Genomic DNA, 18,468 nt, shown 5'->3' with positions numbered 1-18,468 from the left:
ACCGCGACCGTTCTGAGTCTCACGGCGGGCGATTCGATCATCCTCGTCAGCGGGTCCCCGGCCCGGGCGGCCGCAGATCTCCGAGCGGATGCCGCGCGCCCTGACATCGTGGAGCCTGACGGCTCGAGCCGCTGCCGTCGACACCGAGGCAGCCCTGGCCCGGCCGGGCGCGGCGACCGTCTTCATCGGGGACGCCGAGACGTGGCAGGCCAACTGGTCGCTCCTGGCCGCGCTCCGGGTGCGCGCACCCCTCGTCTTCGACGGGTGCACCCTCGCCGACTACCGCATGCTGACCCGCCGGCGAGATCTCCCGCCTCCCGTGGCACCCGGCCGCGGGCATCTCTGGTCCCTGTCGCCCGAAGGCGACCTCACCCGGGTGGCCTTCGGCCGAACGTGAGCGGCTGTCCGTCCGGGGGCATCCGCTCACCCCGGCCGAGTCCCGTCCAAGCGCCCTTTTCGAGTGCCAAATGACCCCGATACTGCTGATTTCGTGACAACTGCGTTACGTAATTGACGATTTGGACACTCAGCCGTGACTAACCGGCCGCGCTGTGTCAGTATCTAGCAACTCACCCGTCGCCGTGTGGGTGTTCGCTCGCCGAAACCGCAAGGAGACCCCAGACATGATGCCGAGGCCGTTGCCCGCCGACCCGATGATTCGCCAGCTCGTCCGCCAGGCCCAGCAGGCCACCCTGGGCCGTCGCACGTTGCTCGCGGGGGCCGGCGCCGGAGCCGCGGCCCTCGCCCTCGCCGCGTGCTCCACCGGCGGGGCCGCCAAGCCCTCCGCGGCCGCCGATGTCTCCGATTCGGACAAGACCATCCGCTGGGACAACTGGGCGCTCTACATCGACGTAGACGACGCCGGCAGCTACCCCACGCTCGAGGCGTTCACCGCGGAAACCGGCATCAAGGTCGCGTACACCGAAGCCGTCGACGACAACAACACGTACTACGGCAAGGTCAAGGACCAGCTCGCCCTCGGCAAGGACATCGGCGCCGATGTCGCGTGCCTCACCGACTGGATGGTCGGTCGGCTGATCCGCTTCGGCTACACCCAGGGTCTCGACCACGCGAACATCCCCAACCTCAGCAACCTGGTCCCCTCCCTCAAGGACGTCGACTTCGACCCCGGCCGCTCGATGAGCGTGCCCTGGCAGGGCGGCTTCGCCGGGATCGCCTGGAACAAGGAGAAGCTCCCCAACGGCTTCACGTCGGTCTCCGAGCTGTGGGACCCGAGCCTGAAGGGCCGGGTCGGCGTCCTCTCGGAGATGCGCGACACGATGGGCCTGATCATGCTCGACCAGGGCGTCGACATCTCCGGAAAGTGGGGCGACTCCGAATTCGGCGCCGCGATCGACGAGTTCAAGAAGCAGGTCGCCAACGGCCAGGTCCGCAATATCAAGGGCAACGCCTACAAGGAGGACCTCGTCAACGAGGACACCCTCGCCGCCATCGTCTGGTCGGGTGACATCGTGCAGCTCAACGCTGAGAACGGCGACAAATGGGGCTTCGCCGTACCCGAGAAGGGCGGAACGCTCTGGAACGACAACTTCATCGTGCCGATCGGATCCCCGCGCAAGAAGAACGTCGAAAAGCTCATCAACTACTACTACGAGCCAGCGGTCGCGGCCGAGGTCGCCGCATACGTGAACTACATCACCCCGGTCGCCGGCGCGAAGGAGGCCGCAATGGCGATCGACCCGGAGCTCGCGAACAACCAGCTGATCTTCCCCGACGACGCGACGCTCGCGAAGGCGCACGTGTTCCGCACCCTCGACGGGACAGAGGAACAGAAGTACGGCGCCGACTTCCAGTCGATCCTGCTGGGAGCCTAGGGTGGCATCCGGCGCATTCGCCGAAGCGGGCGCCGACCTCGAACTGGTCGGCATCCAGAAGCGCTTCCCCGGCTTCACCGCCATCGAGCACCTCGACCTCTCGATCCCGGCCGGGTCCTTCTTCGCCCTGCTCGGCCCCTCCGGCTGCGGCAAGACGACGACGCTCCGGCTCGTCGCCGGTCTCGAGGAGCCGACGGCGGGCAGCATCCTGATCGGCGGGGCTGATGTCACGCAGCAGAAAGCCTTCCAGCGACCGGTCAACACGGTGTTCCAGAGTTACGCGCTCTTCCCGCACATGACGGTGCTCGAGAATGTCGCCTTCGGACTCCGCCGCCGCAAGATCGCCGACCCGGTCGGCAAGGCCCACGAGGCGCTCCGGCTCGTGGAGCTCGACCACCTCGCCGCGCGCAAGCCCCAGCAGCTGTCCGGTGGACAGCAGCAGCGGGTCGCCCTCGCCAGGGCGATCGTGAACAAGCCGGCACTCCTGCTGCTCGACGAACCGCTCGGCGCCCTCGACCTCAAGCTGCGCCGCCAGATGCAGCTCGAACTCAAAACCATCCAGGAAGAAGTCGGCCTCACCTTCCTGCACGTCACCCACGACCAGGAGGAGGCCATGACCATGGCCGACACCATCGCGGTGATGAACAAGGGGCGCATCGAGCAGATGGGCGCGCCCGAGCCTGCTCTACGAGAGCTGCCGAAGACGGCGTTCGTCGCCAACTTCCTCGGCCAGTCGAACCTCTTCACCGGGCCCGTCGTCGGCAGCACGAGCACCTCGATCACGGTCGACATCGCCGGCCACCGGGTACTGGTCCCCGCCGACCGGGCGCACCGCCACGCCGGCGAGGTCACGATCGGCGTCCGGCCGGAGAAGATGTGGCTGCATCGCAAGGCGCCGGTCGAGGCCGCCGACCGCAACGTCATGGGCCCCGGCCGGGTGATCGACGTGTCGTTCAGCGGCGTGAGCACCCAGTACCTCGTCGCCGTGCCGTACATCGGCACGCTGATCGTCTTCGCGCAGAACATGGCCTTCGGCCCGGTGGCGGATGTCGGCGACGAGGTGTGGCTGGACTGGCACGTCGAGCACGGCTTCGGCCTCGAAGACGAACCGGTTCCGGGAGCCGGACCGCGGTTCGCCGCGGACACCGACACCCGGAGCATCGCGGCGCAGCGTCGCGAGTCCCTCGTCACGGAGCTCGAGGAGGCCTAGTGGCGTTCGCGGCCTTCTCCTCCACGACTGCGCAGGCAGACCCGGCCCCGCGGCGACGCAGCCGGGTCGCCCTCCTGTTGCTGTTGCCCGGCATCCTCTACCTCGTCCTGTTCTTCCTGACGCCGCTCGTCTCGCTCCTGATCACCTCGTTCCAGGCTCCCGCCGAATTCGGGGACATCGGCCAGTACACCTACGCGTTCAATTGGCAGAACTACGTCGACGTCGTCACCGACTACTGGCCGCACATCGTGCGTTCCTTCGTGTTCGCCCTCGCCGCGACGGTGCTCGCCCTCCTGTTCAGCTACCCGCTCGCGTATTTCATTGGCGTGACCGCCCGGCGCTGGCCGTTGCTGCAGAGCCTGATGCTCGTGCTCGTGATCGCCCCGTTCTTCATCAGCTTCCTGCTGCGCACCCTGGCGTGGAAGCAGCTGCTCTCCGACGAGTCCTTCGTCGTGACGAGCCTGAAGGCCGTCTCGCTGCTCGCACCGGATGCCCACCTCACCGGGACCCCGATCGCCGTGATCTTCGGGTTGACCTACAACTTCATCCCCTTCATGACGCTTCCGCTCTACACGACACTCGAGCGGCTCGACCTGCGCTACCTCGAGGCCGCGAGCGACCTGTACGCGCACCCGTTCGAGGTGTTCCGCAAGGTGACGATTCCATTGTCGATGCCCGGGATCGTCGCGGGGACCCTGCTGACCTTCATCCCCGCCGCCGGCGACTACGTCAACGCGAGTCGCGACTTCCTCGGCGGGCCGGACAGCCAGATGATCGGTAACGTGATCGAGGCCAACTTCCTGGTCCTGTTGAACTACCCGGCGGCCGCGGCGCTCTCGATCATCCTGATGAGCGTGATCCTCGTGATCGTCGGAATCTACGTCAAGCGCGCGGGCACGGAGGAACTGCTGTGAAAATCTCCCTCGGCAGATGGCTGCTGCCGGTCTACTCCGCCCTCGCCCTGCTGTTCCTGATGGTTCCGATCGCGTACACGTTCGTGTTCTCGTTCAACGATTCGCTCAAGTCGAACATCACCTGGCGCGGGTTCACCTTCGACAAGTGGCTCAACGTGTGCGCCGTGCAGAACGGTGCGGTCTGCGAGGCGTTCGGCAACAGCCTCGTGATCGGCTCTGTCGCGACCGTGCTCGCGACCGTGATGGGCACGATGATCGCGATCGCGATCGTGCGCTACCGGTTCCGGTTCCGTTCGGCGACGAGCCTCCTGCTGTTCCTGCCGATGGCCACTCCGGAGGTCGTGCTCGGCGCGGGACTCGCCGCCCAGTTCCTGTCGCTCGGCGTCGCGAAGGACATGACCACGATCATCCTCGCGCACACGATGTTCTGCATCAGCTTCGTCGTCGTGACCGTCAAGGCCCGCGTCGCGAGCCTCGACCCCGCACTCGAGGAGGCCGGGCGGGACCTCTACGGGTCATCGACCCAGGTCTTCCTCCGGGTGACGCTCCCGCTGCTCGTCCCCGGCATCCTCGCCGCCGCCCTGCTGTCGTTCGCGCTGAGCTTCGACGACTTCATCATCACGAACTTCAACTCGGGCGCCGTGACGACGTTCCCGAAGTACATCTACATCTCGGCGGCCCGCGGCATCCCCGCCGAGGCGAACGTGATCGCATCCGCCGTCTTCATCTTCGCGCTCGTCGTCGTCGTGACAGCGCAGGTGTCCTCGGCCGCCCGGGCGAAACGGCTCGCCAGGGAGGGGTAGCGCGCGCTGACTGTTGCCGATACGGACAATCGCGCCCGGTGCGCGGGCCGCACTCGTCCGCATCGGCAACAGCTGGATCGGGAACAGGTGTTACGGGGGCCGAGCTCGACCTAGCGGTAGCTCGCGTGAATCCGTCCGACGGCGTGGCCGCCGCCGTACACGGCGAGGCCGAGGTCGGGGAGCAGCGCTTCGACATCCGTGTGCGCGATCGCGCCGGCATCGGCGAGCAGGTTGAGCGCGACGAGCGTCGCCGCCCGCAGGCTGCCGTCCAGGATCTTGAGGGCGACCGTCGTTCCGTTCGGGGCGGCCGCAACCATGATGCCCTCCGCGCCACCCTTCACGAACAGGCCGAGCCGGTCGATCACGAGGGTGTCCGGCTTGCCGGGGCCCGCGACGACCCAGCCGTTCTGGCGAACGGCCTCGGAGAGGAACCCGGCCTCGCGGTAGATCGCGAACGGCGAGTTCGATTTCGACGAGGCGATCCGGCCGATGCCGCGCGCGAGCCCGGCGAGGGAGAGCGCGTGCACGGGAGCACCGCAGCCGTCGACACCCGAGGCGGCCGGGCGTTCCCCGGTGAAGCGTTCGACGACGTCGAGAATGCGCTTCTGCAGCGGATGCTCCGGCTCGAGATACCCGGTCAGCGGCCACTCGTTCTGCACGCACGCCACGAGCATCGCCGCATGCTTGCCCGAGCATTCCATGTAGATGGGGGCCTGGCCGGCGCCGAGGCGCACGAGAGCGTCGCGGGTCGCGTGGTCGATCGGCCACGCCGGCGGGCAGGCGAGCGCGGTTTCCGGGATTCCGGCGCGGGAGAGCAGGCCGCGCACGAGGTCGGCGTGCCGCTGGGTTCCGGTGTGACTCGCGGTCGCGATGGCGGCGTCCTCACCGCGCAGCGTGACGCCGCTCGCCATCACGGCGACGGCCTGGAACGGCTTCATCGACGAGCGCGGGAACACCGGGCTCGTCACGTCGCCGAGGGAGCGCAGCACGGCGCCCTCTCCCGTCAGCACGACGGCGGAACCGGCATGCCTCGATTCGACGAAGCCGCTGCGTTCGACGACGGCGAGTTCGACGGCATCCGTCACGGCGAAGGTCTGCACGGGGTGCGGGAGCTGGGTGTGTCCGATTGTGTCCGCGAACGACACTAGAGCGCGGCGATCGCGTCGTCGATGACCGAGAGGGCATCGAGGAGCAGTGCGTCGGTGACGGCGAGGCTCGGCAGGAAGCGGAGCACGTTGCCGTAGGTGCCCGCGGTCAGCAGCAGCACGCCGTGCTGGGCGGCGTATGCCGCGATCGCGTTGACCGCGGCGGCGTTGGCGACCTTGGTGGTCTCCCCGGTGCCCGGCTGCACGAGCTCGATCGCGATCATCGCGCCACGACCACGGATGTCCCCGATGATGTCGTACTTGTCCCGCAGCTTCCCGAGACCGGCGCGCAGGGTCTTCTCGATCCGCTGCCCCTCCGCAAGCAGGTTGTTCGCCTCGATCGCCTCGAACACGGCGATCGCCGCGGCGCAGGAGACCGGGTTGCCGCCGAAGGTGCCGCCGAGGCCGCCGGTCTGGGAGGCGTCCATGATCTCGGCGCGTCCCGTGACCGCCGCGAGCGGGAAGCCGCCGGCGATGCCCTTGGCCGTCAGCACGAGGTCGGGGACCCAGCCGAAGTGCTCGCTCGCATAGTATGCGCCGGTGCGGGCCATGCCGCTCTGGATCTCGTCCGCGATCATGACGACGCCGTTCGCGGTGCACCACTCCTGCAGGGCAGTGAAGTACCCCTCAGCGGCGACCATGAAGCCGCCCTCGCCCTGGATCGGCTCGACGACGAGGCAGGCCAGGTCGGTCGCGCCGATGACCTTGTCGAGGTAGGCGATCGTGCGTGCCGCGGCATCCGCCCCGCTGAGGCCGTCGTGATAGGGGTAGGAGCTCGGCACGTGGTAGACGTCGCTCGCGAGCGGGCCGTAGCCGGTCGCGTACGGCATGGCCTTGTAGTTCATCGCCATGGTGAGCACGGTGCGGCCGTGGTAGGCGTGGTCGAGCACGGCGACGGCACGTCGACCGGTGAACTTGCGGGCGATCTTCACCCCGTTCTCCACGGCCTCGGCTCCCGAGTTGATCAGCACCGACTTCTTCGCGAAATCGCCGGGGGTGTGCTCGGCGAGGAGCTCGCAGACACGCACGTATTCCTCGTACGGCGTGACCGTGAAGAGGGTGTGGATGAAGTCCTCAGCCTGCCCGACAGCGGCAGCGACGACGCTCGCCTCGGTGTGGCCGATCGTCGTCACCCCGATGCCGGCGCCGAGGTCGATGAACTGGTTGCCGTCGACGTCGACGACGATCGCGCCGTGGGCTTTCACGATGTACACCGGGAGCGCGGAGCCGACGCCGCCGGACACCGTCGCCAGCCGGCGCTTCTGCAGGTCGACGGAGCGCGGGCCGGGAATGGCCGTGACGATGCGTCGCTCCTGCGTGACCGAGGAAGCAGTGGACGTTGGGGTCGAGGGCGTCAGCGTGTCAGTCATGATGCGTCCAGTTTACCCAGTGTCGTTTCCGGGTTGGGGTAGCCGCCTGAGAGAATCGGGGAATGAAAATCGAGCATCACTACGACGTGCGGGTGGCCTGGACCGGCAACCGCGGCACGGGCACGAGCGACTACCGGGCGTACGGCCGCGACCATGTCGTCTCGGCGGCGGGCAAGCATCCGCTCGAGGGTTCGTCAGACCGCACGTTCCACGGCGATGCGGACCGCTGGAACCCGGAGGAACTGTTGCTCACGGCCCTGAGCCAGTGCCACATGCTGTCGTACCTGCACGTGGCCGCGCGGAACGGAGTCGTCGTCGTGGGATACACCGACGACGCGACGGGCACGATGGTGCAGACGAAGGAGGGCGGCGGTCACTTCACCGAGGCACGGCTGCGCCCCCGGGTCACCGTCGCAGATCCGAGCCAGGTCGAGCTCGCACAGTCGCTGCATGCCGAGGCCGCCCGCGAGTGCTTCATCGCCGCCTCCGTCAACTTCCCGGTGCGGCACGAGCCCGAAACCGTCGCCGTTCCCTAACCAATTCGACGGAGTTTTTGAGTTGTGAACACGTAAAAGCGCGGTTTAAGCGCTTTCCGGGCAAAATCTCCGTCGAATTGGTCAGGGGTTATGGCGCGGGTCAGACTCCGGAGAGGGCGCGGAGGGTCTCTTCGATGACGGATGCCGCGTCGTCGATGAGCTCCTCGGAGATGACGACGGAGGGCATGATCCGCAGCACGGAGTCCCAGCTACCGGCATCGAGCACGATCACGCCGTGCGAGGTCGCGTGCTTGAGGATCGCGGTGAGGGCCTCGGGGTACGGCGTGGTCGTTCCGGGGTGCACGAGCTCGACGCCGAACATGGCGCCCTTGCCGCGAACCTCGCCGACGACGGAGAATTTGTCTGCCCAGTCGCCGATGCGTGCCCAGAGGGCCTTTTCGACGCGCTTGGCCTCGCCGAGCAGGTCGTCGCGTTCGATGATCTCGAGCACCTTGAGCGCTGCCGCGGTCGAAACCGGGTTGCCGCCGAAGGTTCCGCCGATGCCACCGGGCTGCACGGCATCCATGATGTCGGCGCGGCCGGTGACGGCGGCGAGCGGGAAACCGCCCGCGATGCCCTTGGCCGTGGTGACGAGGTCAGGGACGACGCCGTGGTGTTCGATCGCGTACCAGACGCCGGTGCGGGCGATGCCGGCCTGGATCTCGTCTGAGACGAAGACGATGCCGTTCTCGGTGCAGAACTCGCTGATCCGCTTGAAGTAGCCGGGGGCGGGGATGACGATGCCGCCGTCGCCCTGGATCGGCTCGACGAAGAACGCCGCGATCTCGGTGGCGCCGATGTGGGTCGTGATGTAGTCGATCGTCTTCTCGGCGGCTTCCTCGCCGGTCAGGCCGTCGCGGTACGGGTAGCTCGTCGGGACGCTGTAGATCTCGCCGGGGAACGGGCCCATGCCGGCGCGTTCCGGCCAGGGCCGGTACGTCATCGTCATGGTCAGGTTGGTACGGCCGTGGAAGGCGTGGTCGAGCGCGACGATGGCGCGGCGACCGGTGAACTTGCGGGCGATCTTGACGGCGTTCTCGACGGCCTCTGCGCCGGTGTTGACCAGGATCGACTTCTTGGGGAAGTCACCGGGGGTGATCTCGGCGAGCTTCTCGGCGACGGCGACGTAGTTCTCATACGGCGTGACGGTGAAGAGGGTGTGGGTCAGCTTCGCGGCCTGCGCGGCTGCGGCTTCCGCGACCTCGGCGTTCGCGTGCCCGATCGTGGTGACGCCGATGCCGCAGCCCATGTCGATGATCTGGTTGCCGTCGACGTCGACGAGGATCGCGCCGGCTCCGTGGTCCATGTAGATGTTGACGAGCGTGCCGGCTCCACGGGACACCGAGTTGACCCGGCGTTCCTGCAGTTCAATGGACTTGGGGCCCGGCAGGGCGGTGACGAGTTTGCGTTTTTGGGGGACCGAGTACGAAGCAGACATGGGTCCAGCTTAGTTTGCGACGATTTCCCCGGTGTTTCCGCGCGCCGGTGGCGGCCGAAACCGGTTAGACGCGTTCCCGCGGGAAGACCTTGTCCGCGAGCCCCTGCAGGCCCTGGCGGGGTGATTCGTTGTACCGCCCGGCGAGTTCCTGGCCGGAGAGCCGGTGGATGGCGGCCATGATCTCGTCGGTGGCCTGGCGCCGTGCCCGGCCGGAGGTCGCGGGTCCGTGCCGGCTCACGTCGATCGGCTCGCCGAAGTTCACGGTGATCTTCCGCACCCGGGGAACCCGGGTGCCGACGGGCTGGATCTCCTGGGTGCCGATCAGGCCGACCGGCACCACGACGGCGCCCGTCGTGAGCGCGAGCCAGGCGACGCCGGTGCGGCCCTTGTACAGGCGTCCGTCGAGGGAGCGGGTGCCCTCCGGGTAGATGGCGAAGGCACTGTCCGCCTCGAGGATGCTGCGCCCCGCGTCGAGCGCATCCTGGGCGGCCTGGCCGGCGCCGCGTTCGATCCCGACAGCACCGATGGACTCGAACCAGGTGCGGGTGAGGTACCCCTTGATTCCCGTCCCGGTGAAGTACGTCGACTTCGCGAGGTACTGCACGCGGCGCGGCGTCACGAGCGGGATGACCATGCTGTCGATGAAGGAAAGATGGTTGCTCGCGATGATGACCCGGCCAGAGCGGGGGATGTTCTCCGTGCCCGTGATGATCGGACGGAAGATGATCCGGGCGATCGGCGCCATGATGCCGTAACTCAGGTAGTAGACGAAGCCGGGGCGACGGGTTGCGGGGAGATCCGAGGCGGTCTCCGCGGCCTCATCGGGCTCCTGGATAAGGGGTTCCTGGGGTTCGTCCTTGGCTCCGGTCACTGCTCGACCCTACCGCCGTGACACCCGGTACCACGAAAGCTAGTCTGAGGGAATGCGCAGACGAGTAGTAATTCTCGGGTCCACCGGCTCGATCGGAACCCAGGCCCTCGATGTGATCCGGGCGAATCCCACCCGGTTCGAAGTGGTCGGGCTCTCTGCCGGAACGAACCGGGTGCTTCTCGACCAGCAGGCCGAGGAATTCCAGGTCGACGACACCGCGCTCGGTTCCTACGAGGCCGAACAGCTCGTGACGGATATCGACGCCGACGTCGTGCTCAACGGCATCACGGGGTCTGTCGGTCTCGGCCCGACCCTCGCGGCACTCACCGCCGGCCGCACCCTCGCACTCGCCAACAAGGAATCCCTCATCGTCGGCGGCGACCTGGTCACGGCGCTCGCGGCCCCCGGGCAGATCGTGCCCGTCGACTCCGAACATTCCGCCATCGCGCAGGCGCTCCGGTCCGGGACGGCCGGTGAGGTGTCCCGCCTCGTGCTGACGGCATCCGGTGGCCCGTTCCGGGGCCGCACCCGCGAGGAGATGCGGGCCGTCACCCCCGCCCAGGCGCTCGCGCACCCGACCTGGGACATGGGTCTCGTCGTCACGACGAACTCGTCGACCCTCGTGAACAAGGGACTGGAAATCATCGAGGCGCACCTGCTCTTCGATGTCGCCTATGAGGACATCCACGTCGCCGTGCACCCGCAGTCGATCGTGCACTCGATGGTCGAGTTCATCGACGGTTCGACGATCGCGCAGGCCTCGCCGCCGGACATGCGCCTGCCGATCTCCCTCGGCCTCGACTGGCCGAACCGCGTCGCCGCCGTCGGTGTTCCCCTCGACTGGACGACCCCGCAGACCTGGACCTTCGAACCGCTCGACACCGTGGCGTTCCCCGCCGTCGCGCTCGCGAAGCAGGTCGGCCGTGCCGGTGGCACCTACCCGGCCGTGTTCAACGCGGCCAACGAGCAGGCCGTCGCCGCCTTCCATTCCGGCAGGATCGGCTTCCTCGACATCGTCGACACCATCCAGCGGGTCGTCGACGCCCACGAGCAGGACGGCCCCCTCACCCGCGAGTCCCTCGCCGCGGCCGAGGCCTGGGCCCGCGCCGCCGCAGACAGACTCCTCGCGGCGTAGCCGGCTCCGGCGCCTGGCCAACCCAAAATATCCGGCCAGCGCCCCATTCAGCGGATACAGTGAGATCACAACTGCAACGGGGGACAACGGCGTGGCGATCAAGATCTGTGTGAAACGGGCCGTTCCGGCGGCCGTGCTCTGTGGCATTCTCGCCTTGACGCTGGCCGCGTGCGCCGGTGCGGACGGGGCGAGCCTGCCGGCCGCCGTGCCGTCGGTCTCCCCGTCGACTGCGGCGACGGATGCCGCGACCGCGCCGACCGGGACGCCGACGGCAGACCCGGCGTCCGATCCGACCACCATCGTCGTGCATTCCGACCGGCTCGAGGTCGTCGATGCCGCCGGTGTGCCGCGAGGTTCTGTCGCTTACACGGAACCCGTTGCGAACGCCGTGGCCATCCTCGTCGCAGCGACAGGGACCCAGCCCGTCGTGGCGCCGTCCGCCCACGTTGCTGAGTCGGACCCGGGCACGTCATACGCCTGGGACGGGATCACACTGACCGACCCGGTCACCCCCGTCGAGTCGGCGTGGCAATTCGACTGGTACGCGCAGGTCGACGGGCCGTCTTCCGGGGGTCTCGCGATAGCCACGGCCGCCGGTGTGCGGGTCGGCCAGACCAAGGCCGACGTCGACGCGCGCGCCCCGGGTGTCTTGACGCCCGTCGAGGTCACCGGAGGCACGGCATACGATGGAACTCTCGAGGAACGGACCGTCGCGACGGGCGCGAGCGGCGAGGCGATGACGTATTCGGTGCGGCTGCGGGTGGGGAACGCCCCTGCCGTCGTCACGACGTTGGTCGCCCCCGCTCAGAACTGGGGCGGCTGAGCGGTCAGGACCGGTAGCTGTCCGCCGTCACCGTGAGCGCGTCGAGCCACGGGGTTGCGACGACGCCGAGCTCGCGTTCGGTCTCTGCCGAGTCGATCATGAACGGCGAGGTGAACTGGTAGCTCGAGGCGTAGATCTCGCGCATCAGCGGGTTGACCAGGCCGATGCCGCGCAACACCCACTGCGGGTAGCCGGCGACGGAGCCCGTGCAGTCGTAGCGTTCGTTCAGCTCGGCCGCGATCTCGACGCGGCTCGCCGACGCGCTCGGCACATGCCAGATCCGGCCCCAGTCCCCGGCGTAGTCCGCGGCGGCGATCAGGGTCGAAACGATGTCGGGCAGGTAACTCCAGCTGTGCGGCAACGCGGGATCCCCGACCACGCGCGCCGTCTTCGACGCCAGGATCGACCCGAAGAATTCTTCGCCCAGGTGCGCGGTGCCGGTCGCTCCCGGCCCGAAGTAGTCGCTCGCGCGCACTTCGACCGCCCGGATCTGACCGGCCTCATGCGCCGCACGCAGCCGGCGCCAGCCCTCCTTCCGGATCAGGCCCTTGCGCTCGGTCGTCGTCTCCGGCGTGTGCTCGGTCATCGCGCCACGCGGTCGGCCGTACGGATAGAGGTTTCCCATCACGACCAGCGCGGCGTCGCTCGCCGCGGCGGCGGAGATCGCCGCTCCGATGATCGGCGGCCACTGTTCGGCCCAGTCGGTATATGGCGGGTTGGTGCAGAGGAAGATCGTCGACGCGCCGGCGGCGGCGGCCGAGAACGCGTCCGGGTCGCTCGCGTCGAGCACGAGCGGGGTCGCACCCGCCGCCGCAGACCCCGAACGGGTCGCGATCGTGACGGTGTCCCCGCGAGCAGCGAGCCGTTCGGCGACGGGACGGCCGATCAGGCCGGCCCCGACAACAAGGTGATGAGTCATATGTCCTTCCGGCCCGCGACGGGGGTCACCCGTCGCAGTTCTCCTTCTTCGGATTGCACTTGTCTTTCTTACCGTTGCCCTTGTTATTGCCGCTGTCAACGGACGGGCCCGGAGCGAGGGGGCGACCGGCGTCGCCGTTGGCGTGTTCGCCGCGGCCGCGAGCGCTGCGAGGTCTGCGGTCACCCCGTCGATCGCCGCCTGGATTTCGGTCGCACGGGTGCCCGTGACCTGGCCGGTCGCGGCCGCCGTGAGCAGGTCGGCCTGCACGGCGTCGAGCGCGGCCGAAGCGCCGGGGTAGTCGCCGGCCGCTGCGGCCTGCGTCACCGAGAGCACGCCGGACTGCAACTGGGTCGCCGTCGACGGCTGAACGGGGGAGCTCTCCGATGCGCACCCCGTGAGTGCGGAGACGACGAGCAGTGCGCCGCCGAGAAGCGCCGCGAGACGGCCGCGAGTGCTGCGGGCGCGAATGCTGATGCTGCGAGTGCTGGTGCTGGTGCGGATGCTCACGGTGCCACACTTTCCTGGAGCCTGTCTCAGGTGGTCGCCGAGCGAGCCCGCAACGTCGGGGTACGCGATGGGAGAATTCGTCGCTGAGCCGGCCGGGGCATCCGCCTGCGCGGCGGGGCGCAGCGTGAAGCCGAGCACGACGATCGTGATCAGGGCCACTGCCGCTGCGACGAGCACGGCGAGACCTGTCCTGCCGGTGAGTACCCGGGGCCGGATCCAGCCGTGCGGCGGGCGAGGGGATGCCTCGGTCGCCCCGGCCGCCTGCGGTGCTGTCGCAGCACCGAGCGCCACGGTCTCGGCAGTGGAGTCGGCAGGCAGCACGCGCGTCGGGACATCGGCAACCGCGAAGACGCTCGTGGCCGCGAGCGCCTGGGTCGGATCGAGCGCCTGGGTCGCGTCGCCGGCATCCGGCGTCAGGGGGCATCCGCCGCACCGGCAACGGCCTCTGCCGCCGCCTCGGACTGCGCCAGCAGCCGCAGGCGCACCGCGGCATCAGCCGGGCTGAGCCGCTCGCCCGGTTCGCGGTGGGTCATGCCGCCGAGCACTGCTGCCCAGTCCGGACCGAACGCCGGCGGGATCTCCGGGTCGCGCTGCAGCCGCGCCATCGCGGATTCGATCGCCGTTCCCGGGTATGCCCGCTCGCCGGTGAGGCATTCGAGCAGCACCAGTCCGAGGGAGTAGACGTCGCTCGGCGCGCCGATCGTCGTGCCGAGCGCCTGTTCGGGGCTGAGATAGCCCGCCGTGCCGAGGAAGGATCCGGTCGCCGTGAGGCGGGTCGCGTCGACGAGTCGGGCGATGCCGAAGTCGGCGAGCTTGGCGTGCGCCGCGCGCCCGGGGAACCCGGAGGGGGCGAGAAGCACGTTCGCGGGTTTGATGTCGCGGTGGATGATCCCGCGTTCGTGCACGTAGTGCAGTGCCTCTGCGAGGTCGGCGCCGATCGTTGCGACCTCTGACCGAGGCGGCAGTCCGGCGGCGATCCGGGTGCGCAAGTCGGTCCCGTCGACGAGTTCCATCACGATGAAGGTGCGGGCGGTCCCGTCGACGATGGCGGTGCCCGCGTCGAAGAGAGTGACGAGTGCGAAATGGTTGAGGCCCGCGAGCACGGCGACCTCGCTGGTCTGCCGTTCGGGACCGGCATCGTCCGCCGTGTCGAGCCGGAAGAGCTTGACCGCGACCGTCCGGCCGAGGGCGAGATCGGTCGCCTCGTAGACGACGGCCATACCGCCGGTGCCGATCAGCCGGTCGATCCGGAAACGGTCGGCGAGGCTGACGCCGATGAGGCCGTCGAGTGGGCGGGGGGAGCCGGAGGAAGGCGCAGTCAGGGGAACTCCTTTGGGGTGCGGTACCCCAAGCAAACCACACCGCGCATAGCGAACCGCCAGCGGCCTGTCAGCTTGGAGTGAGTAATCTACGACTGTGGAAACCGTGCTGCTGTACATCTTGGGCGTCGTCATCGTCGTCGTCGGACTCGCCGTGTCCATCGGCCTGCACGAAATCGGCCACCTGGTGCCGGCGAAGGCATTCGGTGTCAAGGTCACCCAGTACATGATCGGCTTCGGCCCCACACTCTGGTCGCGCCGCAAGGGCGAAACGGAATACGGTGTCAAGGCCATTCCTCTCGGCGGCTATATCTCGATGATCGGGATGTTCCCGCCCGCGAAGCCCGGAGAGAAGCCGCACCCGAACAGCACGGGCTTCTTCAACCAGCTCGTGCAGGAGGGCGCTCCCGCCCGGGAACCGATAGCCCAGGACCCGAGCGCGAAGAGGCCGGGGGCCATGACGAGCCTCGTCGAGGATGCCCGCCAGTCGAGCGCCGACACGATCGGCGCCGGCGAAGAACACCGCGCCTTCTACCGCCTGGCCGTGTGGAAACGCATCATCATCATGCTCGGCGGCCCGACCATGAACCTGCTGATCGCGGTCGTGCTCTTCGCCGTGCTCCTGATGGGCTTCGGCACCGCGCAGGCGAGCACAACGGTCGGCAGCGTGTCCGCGTGTGTGCTCCCGGCCACGAGCACCCAGACCGCCTGCGCGGCGACAGACGAGAAGTCCCCGGGCGCCGCGGCGGGCCTGCAGCCCGGCGATCGCCTCGTGAGCATCGACGGCACCGCGATCACGAGCCTGGGAGCAGTCCACCGAGATCATCCGCAGCTCACCCGGAACCCCGCTCTCCGTCGTCGTCGACCGCGCCGGAACCGACGTGAACCTCACGATCACCCCCAAGCTCACCGAACGGTACGTCCTTGATGCGGCCGGGAAGGCCACCACGGATGCCGACGGCAAGGCCGTCACCCAGGAGGTCGGCTTCGTCGGCATCGGCCCGGCAGGCGAACTGGTCCAGCAGCCGGTCACGGCCGTGCTTCCCGCCGTCGGCGACAACGTCGGCGCCGTCGTGCACATGATCCTGAATCTCCCGCAGCGCATGGTCGACATCGTCAACGCCGCATTCGGTCCCGGCGAGCGCGACCCGAACGGTCCGATCAGCGTCGTCGGTGTCGGCCGCGTCGCCGGCGAGATCGCGAGCATCAACACCATCCCCGTCGCGAGCAAGGCCGCGAGCCTGATCGGCCTGCTCGCCTCGCTCAACGTGGCCCTGTTCGTCTTCAACCTGATCCCGCTGATGCCGCTCGACGGCGGCCATGTCGCTGGCGCACTCTGGGAGGGCCTGCGCCGCCGGGTCGTGAAGCTCTTCAAGCGGAAGGATCCCGGACCCGTCGACATGGCCAGGCTGATGCCGCTCACCTTCGCGGTCGTCATCCTGCTCGGTGGCATGAGCCTCCTGCTCATCTACGCGGACATCGTCAAGCCGATCAACCTCTTCGGCTGATCCCGGTACCTTTCCGGTCGAGAGTGCCCGTTCCGCGGGTCACTCTCGACCGGAAAGGTCGCACTCGTGAGATCGTTCCGGGCCGGAGCACGAACGGGCACGTACTCCCGGGGGCGGACGCCGCGGGTCGTTCCGGCACGTAGCATCGGAATATGCCACCACACTGGGATACCGACGCGCCGTGGTTCGACCACGACCGTGCGCTTCCCGTTGCCGGCTACGGCAACCGGATGCCGCGCACGGGCCGCGTGCTCTTCCCCGCGATCTTCTCCTTCCTCGTCCAGGTTCCCGCCACCGTGGTGCTCGCCCGGTACGGCCGCGACTTCGGCCATGCCGGTCACGATCTCGGCGGTGAGCTCGGCGCCCCCGGCCCGGCTGGTTCCTCGCGGTCGCCCTCGCCCTGATCGGCCCGATCGTTCTCCTCGGCGCCCGACGCTTCCCCGGCCCTGTCGCTGCCGTGTGCGCTGCGGCGGCCGGCGCGCTCATCCTGCTCCGCCCGGACATCGGCCTGCCCTACGTCGCCCTGGGTTTCGCGATCGTGCTCGGGATCGCGCGTGGCGCGCGGGTCTGGGTCTACGCATCCGTCGCCGTGGCCTGGACGGCGACGATCGCGCTCGCCGGAACTCTCGGAGTGCCGCTTCAGCCTGCCCGCATCGCGATCACGACCGTCGCCCTCGCCGCGCTCTGCGCGATCGGTGAGGGGTGCGCACCCGGCGCGAACAGATCCGCGAGCCTGCGCCGCCGAGCGGATGCCCGCCGCCAGTCCGCTGAACAGCGCGAGCGGGTGCGCATCGCGCGCGAACTGCACGACGTGCTCGCGCATTCGCTGTCCCAGATCAACGTGCAGGCCGGAGTCGGACTGCACCTCATCGACAGCCAGCCGGCGAAGGCGGCAGAGGCCCTCGCAAACATCAAGCTCACGAGCAAGAACGCCCTCGATGAGGTGCGCACGGTGCTCGGCATCCTGCGCTCGGACACCGACGGGGTGACCGGAGAGCGAGCAGGGGGAGCCGCGCCGCTCACCCCGGAGCCTGACCTGTCCCGGCTCCCCGCCCTGATCGACTCCTACAGCGCCCAGGGGCTGCACGTCGAACTCGTTGCCGAGCTGCAGCCCGCGATGGCGGCCACGGGCGCCGCGACCCAGCTCGCGCTCTACCGGATCTGCCAGGAGGCCCTCACCAACGTGCTGCGGCACTCGCAGACGCTCTCCGCGACCGTGCGGCTCGAGCTCGACGATGGTGACGCCGTGCTCACCGTGACCGATGAGGGCTCGACCGAGCCGCTCGACCCGGCCATCGTGCCCGGCGGGGGCCTCCTCGGCATGCGCGAGCGCGCGGAACTCCTCGGCGGGAGCCTGCGTGTCGAACGGCCCTCGCCGGGCGGGTTCCTCGTCGAGGCGCGCCTGCCGCTGCGGAGGGGACGATGATCCGCGTCGTCATCGCCGACGACCAGCAGCTGATCCGGGCAGGCTTCCGCTCGCTGCTCGAGTCCGAACCGGACCTCGAGGTCGTCGCGGACGCCGCGACGGGCGCGGAAGCCGTGGAGCAGGTCACCCGCCTCCGGCCAGACGTCGTGCTGATGGACATCCGGATGCCCGGGGGCGACGGCCTCTGGGCGACCGAGCAGATCGCGGGCAACCCCGAACTCGCCGGAACGCACATCGTGATCGTGACGACCTTCGAGCTCGACGAGTACGTCGTCCAGGCCATCAGGGCGGGCGCGAGTGGCTTCCTGGTCAAGGACACCGAACCGACCGAACTGATCCGGGCCGTGCGCGTCGCGGCGGCCGGTGACGCGCTGCTCTCGCCCGGGGTCACCCGGCGCCTGCTCACCCGGCTCGAGACGGGGCTGCGGCGCCCGAGCGATCCGGCAGCGCTCGCCGTGCTCACCGACCGGGAGCGTGAGGTGCTCGCGCTCGTCGGCCGTGGGCTCACCAACACCGAGATCGGGGTGCGCCTGTTCCTGAGCCCGCTCACGGCGAAGACGCACGTGTCGCGGATCATGTCGAAGCTCGCCGCGCGCGACCGCGTGCAGCTCGTCATCGTCGCCTACGAGACGGGCCTGGTCAGCGACGGCTGGTGACCTGCACCCGGGGGAGTAGTGCAGGTGCCTCCTCCGGGCCGATGCCCCGGCGA

The 18,468-nt window shown here is 68.9% G+C and carries 17 protein-coding genes and 1 pseudogene; 12 read left to right on the top strand and 6 right to left on the bottom strand.

Annotated elements, in window-relative coordinates:
- The first annotated feature begins 88 nt into the window (after positions 1-88).
- From KIV56_RS05725 to KIV56_RS05705, 5 genes are all read left to right on the top strand, one after another.
- Positions 89-397, top strand: a complete 309-nt coding sequence (locus tag KIV56_RS05725) for a hypothetical protein (protein ID WP_281535483.1) — start codon at positions 89-91, stop codon at positions 395-397.
- A 226-nt stretch (positions 398-623) separates the two neighbouring features.
- A complete protein-coding gene (locus KIV56_RS05720; RefSeq protein WP_281535482.1) occupies positions 624-1,835 on the top strand; it encodes an ABC transporter substrate-binding protein in 1,212 nt (403 codons plus the stop codon).
- A 1-nt stretch (position 1,836) separates the two neighbouring features.
- On the top strand, positions 1,837-3,045 hold the full coding sequence (locus KIV56_RS05715; RefSeq protein WP_281535481.1) for an ABC transporter ATP-binding protein: 1,209 nt from the start codon (positions 1,837-1,839) through the stop codon (positions 3,043-3,045).
- Positions 3,045-3,959: an ABC transporter permease gene (locus KIV56_RS05710; protein ID WP_281535480.1), complete on the top strand. Its 915-nt coding sequence runs from the start codon at positions 3,045-3,047 to the stop codon at positions 3,957-3,959. The genes KIV56_RS05715 and KIV56_RS05710 overlap by 1 nt, the downstream gene beginning before the upstream one ends.
- Entirely contained in the window at positions 3,956-4,762 is an 807-nt protein-coding gene (locus tag KIV56_RS05705) for an ABC transporter permease (protein ID WP_281535479.1), read from the top strand. The genes KIV56_RS05710 and KIV56_RS05705 overlap by 4 nt, the downstream gene beginning before the upstream one ends.
- A 110-nt stretch (positions 4,763-4,872) precedes the next feature.
- Here the strand turns inward: KIV56_RS05705 and KIV56_RS05700 are convergent, their stop codons facing one another.
- On the bottom strand, positions 4,873-5,907 hold the full coding sequence (locus KIV56_RS05700) for an asparaginase (RefSeq protein ID WP_281535478.1): 1,035 nt from the start codon (positions 5,905-5,907) through the stop codon (positions 4,873-4,875).
- Positions 5,907-7,277 (bottom strand): 4-aminobutyrate--2-oxoglutarate transaminase, encoded by a 1,371-nt coding sequence (gene gabT / locus KIV56_RS05695; RefSeq protein WP_281535477.1) that lies wholly within the window; start codon positions 7,275-7,277, stop codon positions 5,907-5,909. The genes KIV56_RS05700 and gabT overlap by 1 nt, the downstream gene beginning before the upstream one ends.
- Before the next feature lie 62 nt (positions 7,278-7,339).
- On the opposite strand from gabT, the gene KIV56_RS05690 reads away from it, so the two are divergent.
- Positions 7,340-7,813: an OsmC family protein gene (locus KIV56_RS05690; RefSeq protein WP_281535476.1), complete on the top strand. Its 474-nt coding sequence runs from the start codon at positions 7,340-7,342 to the stop codon at positions 7,811-7,813.
- A gap of 100 nt (positions 7,814-7,913) precedes the next feature.
- On the opposite strand, the gene KIV56_RS05685 is transcribed toward KIV56_RS05690, so the two are convergent.
- Both KIV56_RS05685 and KIV56_RS05680 read right to left on the bottom strand, forming a co-directional pair.
- The gene (locus KIV56_RS05685; protein WP_281535475.1) at positions 7,914-9,251 is read right to left on the bottom strand and encodes an aminotransferase class III-fold pyridoxal phosphate-dependent enzyme; all 1,338 of its coding nucleotides are present in this window, start codon (positions 9,249-9,251) and stop codon (positions 7,914-7,916) included.
- 64 nt (positions 9,252-9,315) lie between these two features.
- Entirely contained in the window at positions 9,316-10,122 is an 807-nt protein-coding gene (locus KIV56_RS05680; RefSeq protein ID WP_432432607.1) for a lysophospholipid acyltransferase family protein, read from the bottom strand.
- 52 nt (positions 10,123-10,174) lie between these two features.
- Between KIV56_RS05680 and KIV56_RS05675 the strand changes: the two genes are divergently transcribed.
- Positions 10,175-11,257, top strand: a complete 1,083-nt coding sequence (locus tag KIV56_RS05675) for a 1-deoxy-D-xylulose-5-phosphate reductoisomerase (protein ID WP_281535474.1) — start codon at positions 10,175-10,177, stop codon at positions 11,255-11,257.
- 91 nt (positions 11,258-11,348) lie between these two features.
- Complete coding sequence (locus tag KIV56_RS05670; RefSeq protein ID WP_281535473.1) at positions 11,349-12,080, top strand: hypothetical protein; 732 nt, start codon at positions 11,349-11,351, stop codon at positions 12,078-12,080.
- A 4-nt stretch (positions 12,081-12,084) separates the two neighbouring features.
- On the opposite strand, the gene KIV56_RS05665 is transcribed toward KIV56_RS05670, so the two are convergent.
- Entirely contained in the window at positions 12,085-13,827 is a 1,743-nt protein-coding gene (locus tag KIV56_RS05665; RefSeq protein ID WP_281535472.1) for an NAD-dependent epimerase/dehydratase family protein, read from the bottom strand.
- Between the two features lie 92 nt (positions 13,828-13,919).
- The gene (locus KIV56_RS05660) at positions 13,920-14,861 is read right to left on the bottom strand and encodes a serine/threonine-protein kinase (RefSeq protein WP_281535471.1); all 942 of its coding nucleotides are present in this window, start codon (positions 14,859-14,861) and stop codon (positions 13,920-13,922) included.
- A 61-nt stretch (positions 14,862-14,922) separates the two neighbouring features.
- Between KIV56_RS05660 and KIV56_RS05655 the strand changes: the two are divergent.
- The 4 genes and pseudogenes from KIV56_RS05655 (at position 14,923) to KIV56_RS05640 (ending at position 18,415) form a co-directional block, all read left to right on the top strand.
- Positions 14,923-16,333, top strand: a pseudogene (locus KIV56_RS05655) (M50 family metallopeptidase).
- Positions 16,334-16,485: 152 nt separating this feature from the next.
- Positions 16,486-16,737: a hypothetical protein gene (locus KIV56_RS05650; RefSeq protein ID WP_281535470.1), complete on the top strand. Its 252-nt coding sequence runs from the start codon at positions 16,486-16,488 to the stop codon at positions 16,735-16,737.
- Between the two features lie 53 nt (positions 16,738-16,790).
- Positions 16,791-17,759: a sensor histidine kinase gene (locus tag KIV56_RS05645; RefSeq protein WP_281535469.1), complete on the top strand. Its 969-nt coding sequence runs from the start codon at positions 16,791-16,793 to the stop codon at positions 17,757-17,759.
- Positions 17,756-18,415: a response regulator gene (locus KIV56_RS05640; RefSeq protein ID WP_281535468.1), complete on the top strand. Its 660-nt coding sequence runs from the start codon at positions 17,756-17,758 to the stop codon at positions 18,413-18,415. Before KIV56_RS05645 ends, KIV56_RS05640 begins: the two co-directional genes overlap by 4 nt.
- Positions 18,416-18,468: the final 53 nt, after the last annotated feature.

The organism is Cryobacterium breve (genome assembly GCF_027594785.1).
Classification (GTDB): Bacteria; Actinomycetota; Actinomycetes; order Actinomycetales; family Microbacteriaceae; genus Cryobacterium; species Cryobacterium breve_A.
The sequence above is the reverse complement of the archived record's forward strand: the minus strand, read 5'-3'. Positions and strand labels throughout refer to the sequence as shown.

Coding starts and splice junctions, on each gene's coding strand:
- gabT (WP_281535477.1), bottom strand. CDS start 7,277: ATGACTGACACGCTGACGCCCTCGACCCCAACGTCCACTGCTTCCTCG.
- KIV56_RS05675 (WP_281535474.1), top strand. CDS start 10,175: ATGCGCAGACGAGTAGTAATTCTCGGGTCCACCGGCTCGATCGGAACC.
- KIV56_RS05650 (WP_281535470.1), top strand. CDS start 16,486: ATGCCACCACACTGGGATACCGACGCGCCGTGGTTCGACCACGACCGT.
- KIV56_RS05690 (WP_281535476.1), top strand. CDS start 7,340: ATGAAAATCGAGCATCACTACGACGTGCGGGTGGCCTGGACCGGCAAC.
- KIV56_RS05685 (WP_281535475.1), bottom strand. CDS start 9,251: ATGTCTGCTTCGTACTCGGTCCCCCAAAAACGCAAACTCGTCACCGCC.
- KIV56_RS05720 (WP_281535482.1), top strand. CDS start 624: ATGATGCCGAGGCCGTTGCCCGCCGACCCGATGATTCGCCAGCTCGTC.
- KIV56_RS05640 (WP_281535468.1), top strand. CDS start 17,756: ATGATCCGCGTCGTCATCGCCGACGACCAGCAGCTGATCCGGGCAGGC.
- KIV56_RS05725 (WP_281535483.1), top strand. CDS start 89: ATGCCGCGCGCCCTGACATCGTGGAGCCTGACGGCTCGAGCCGCTGCC.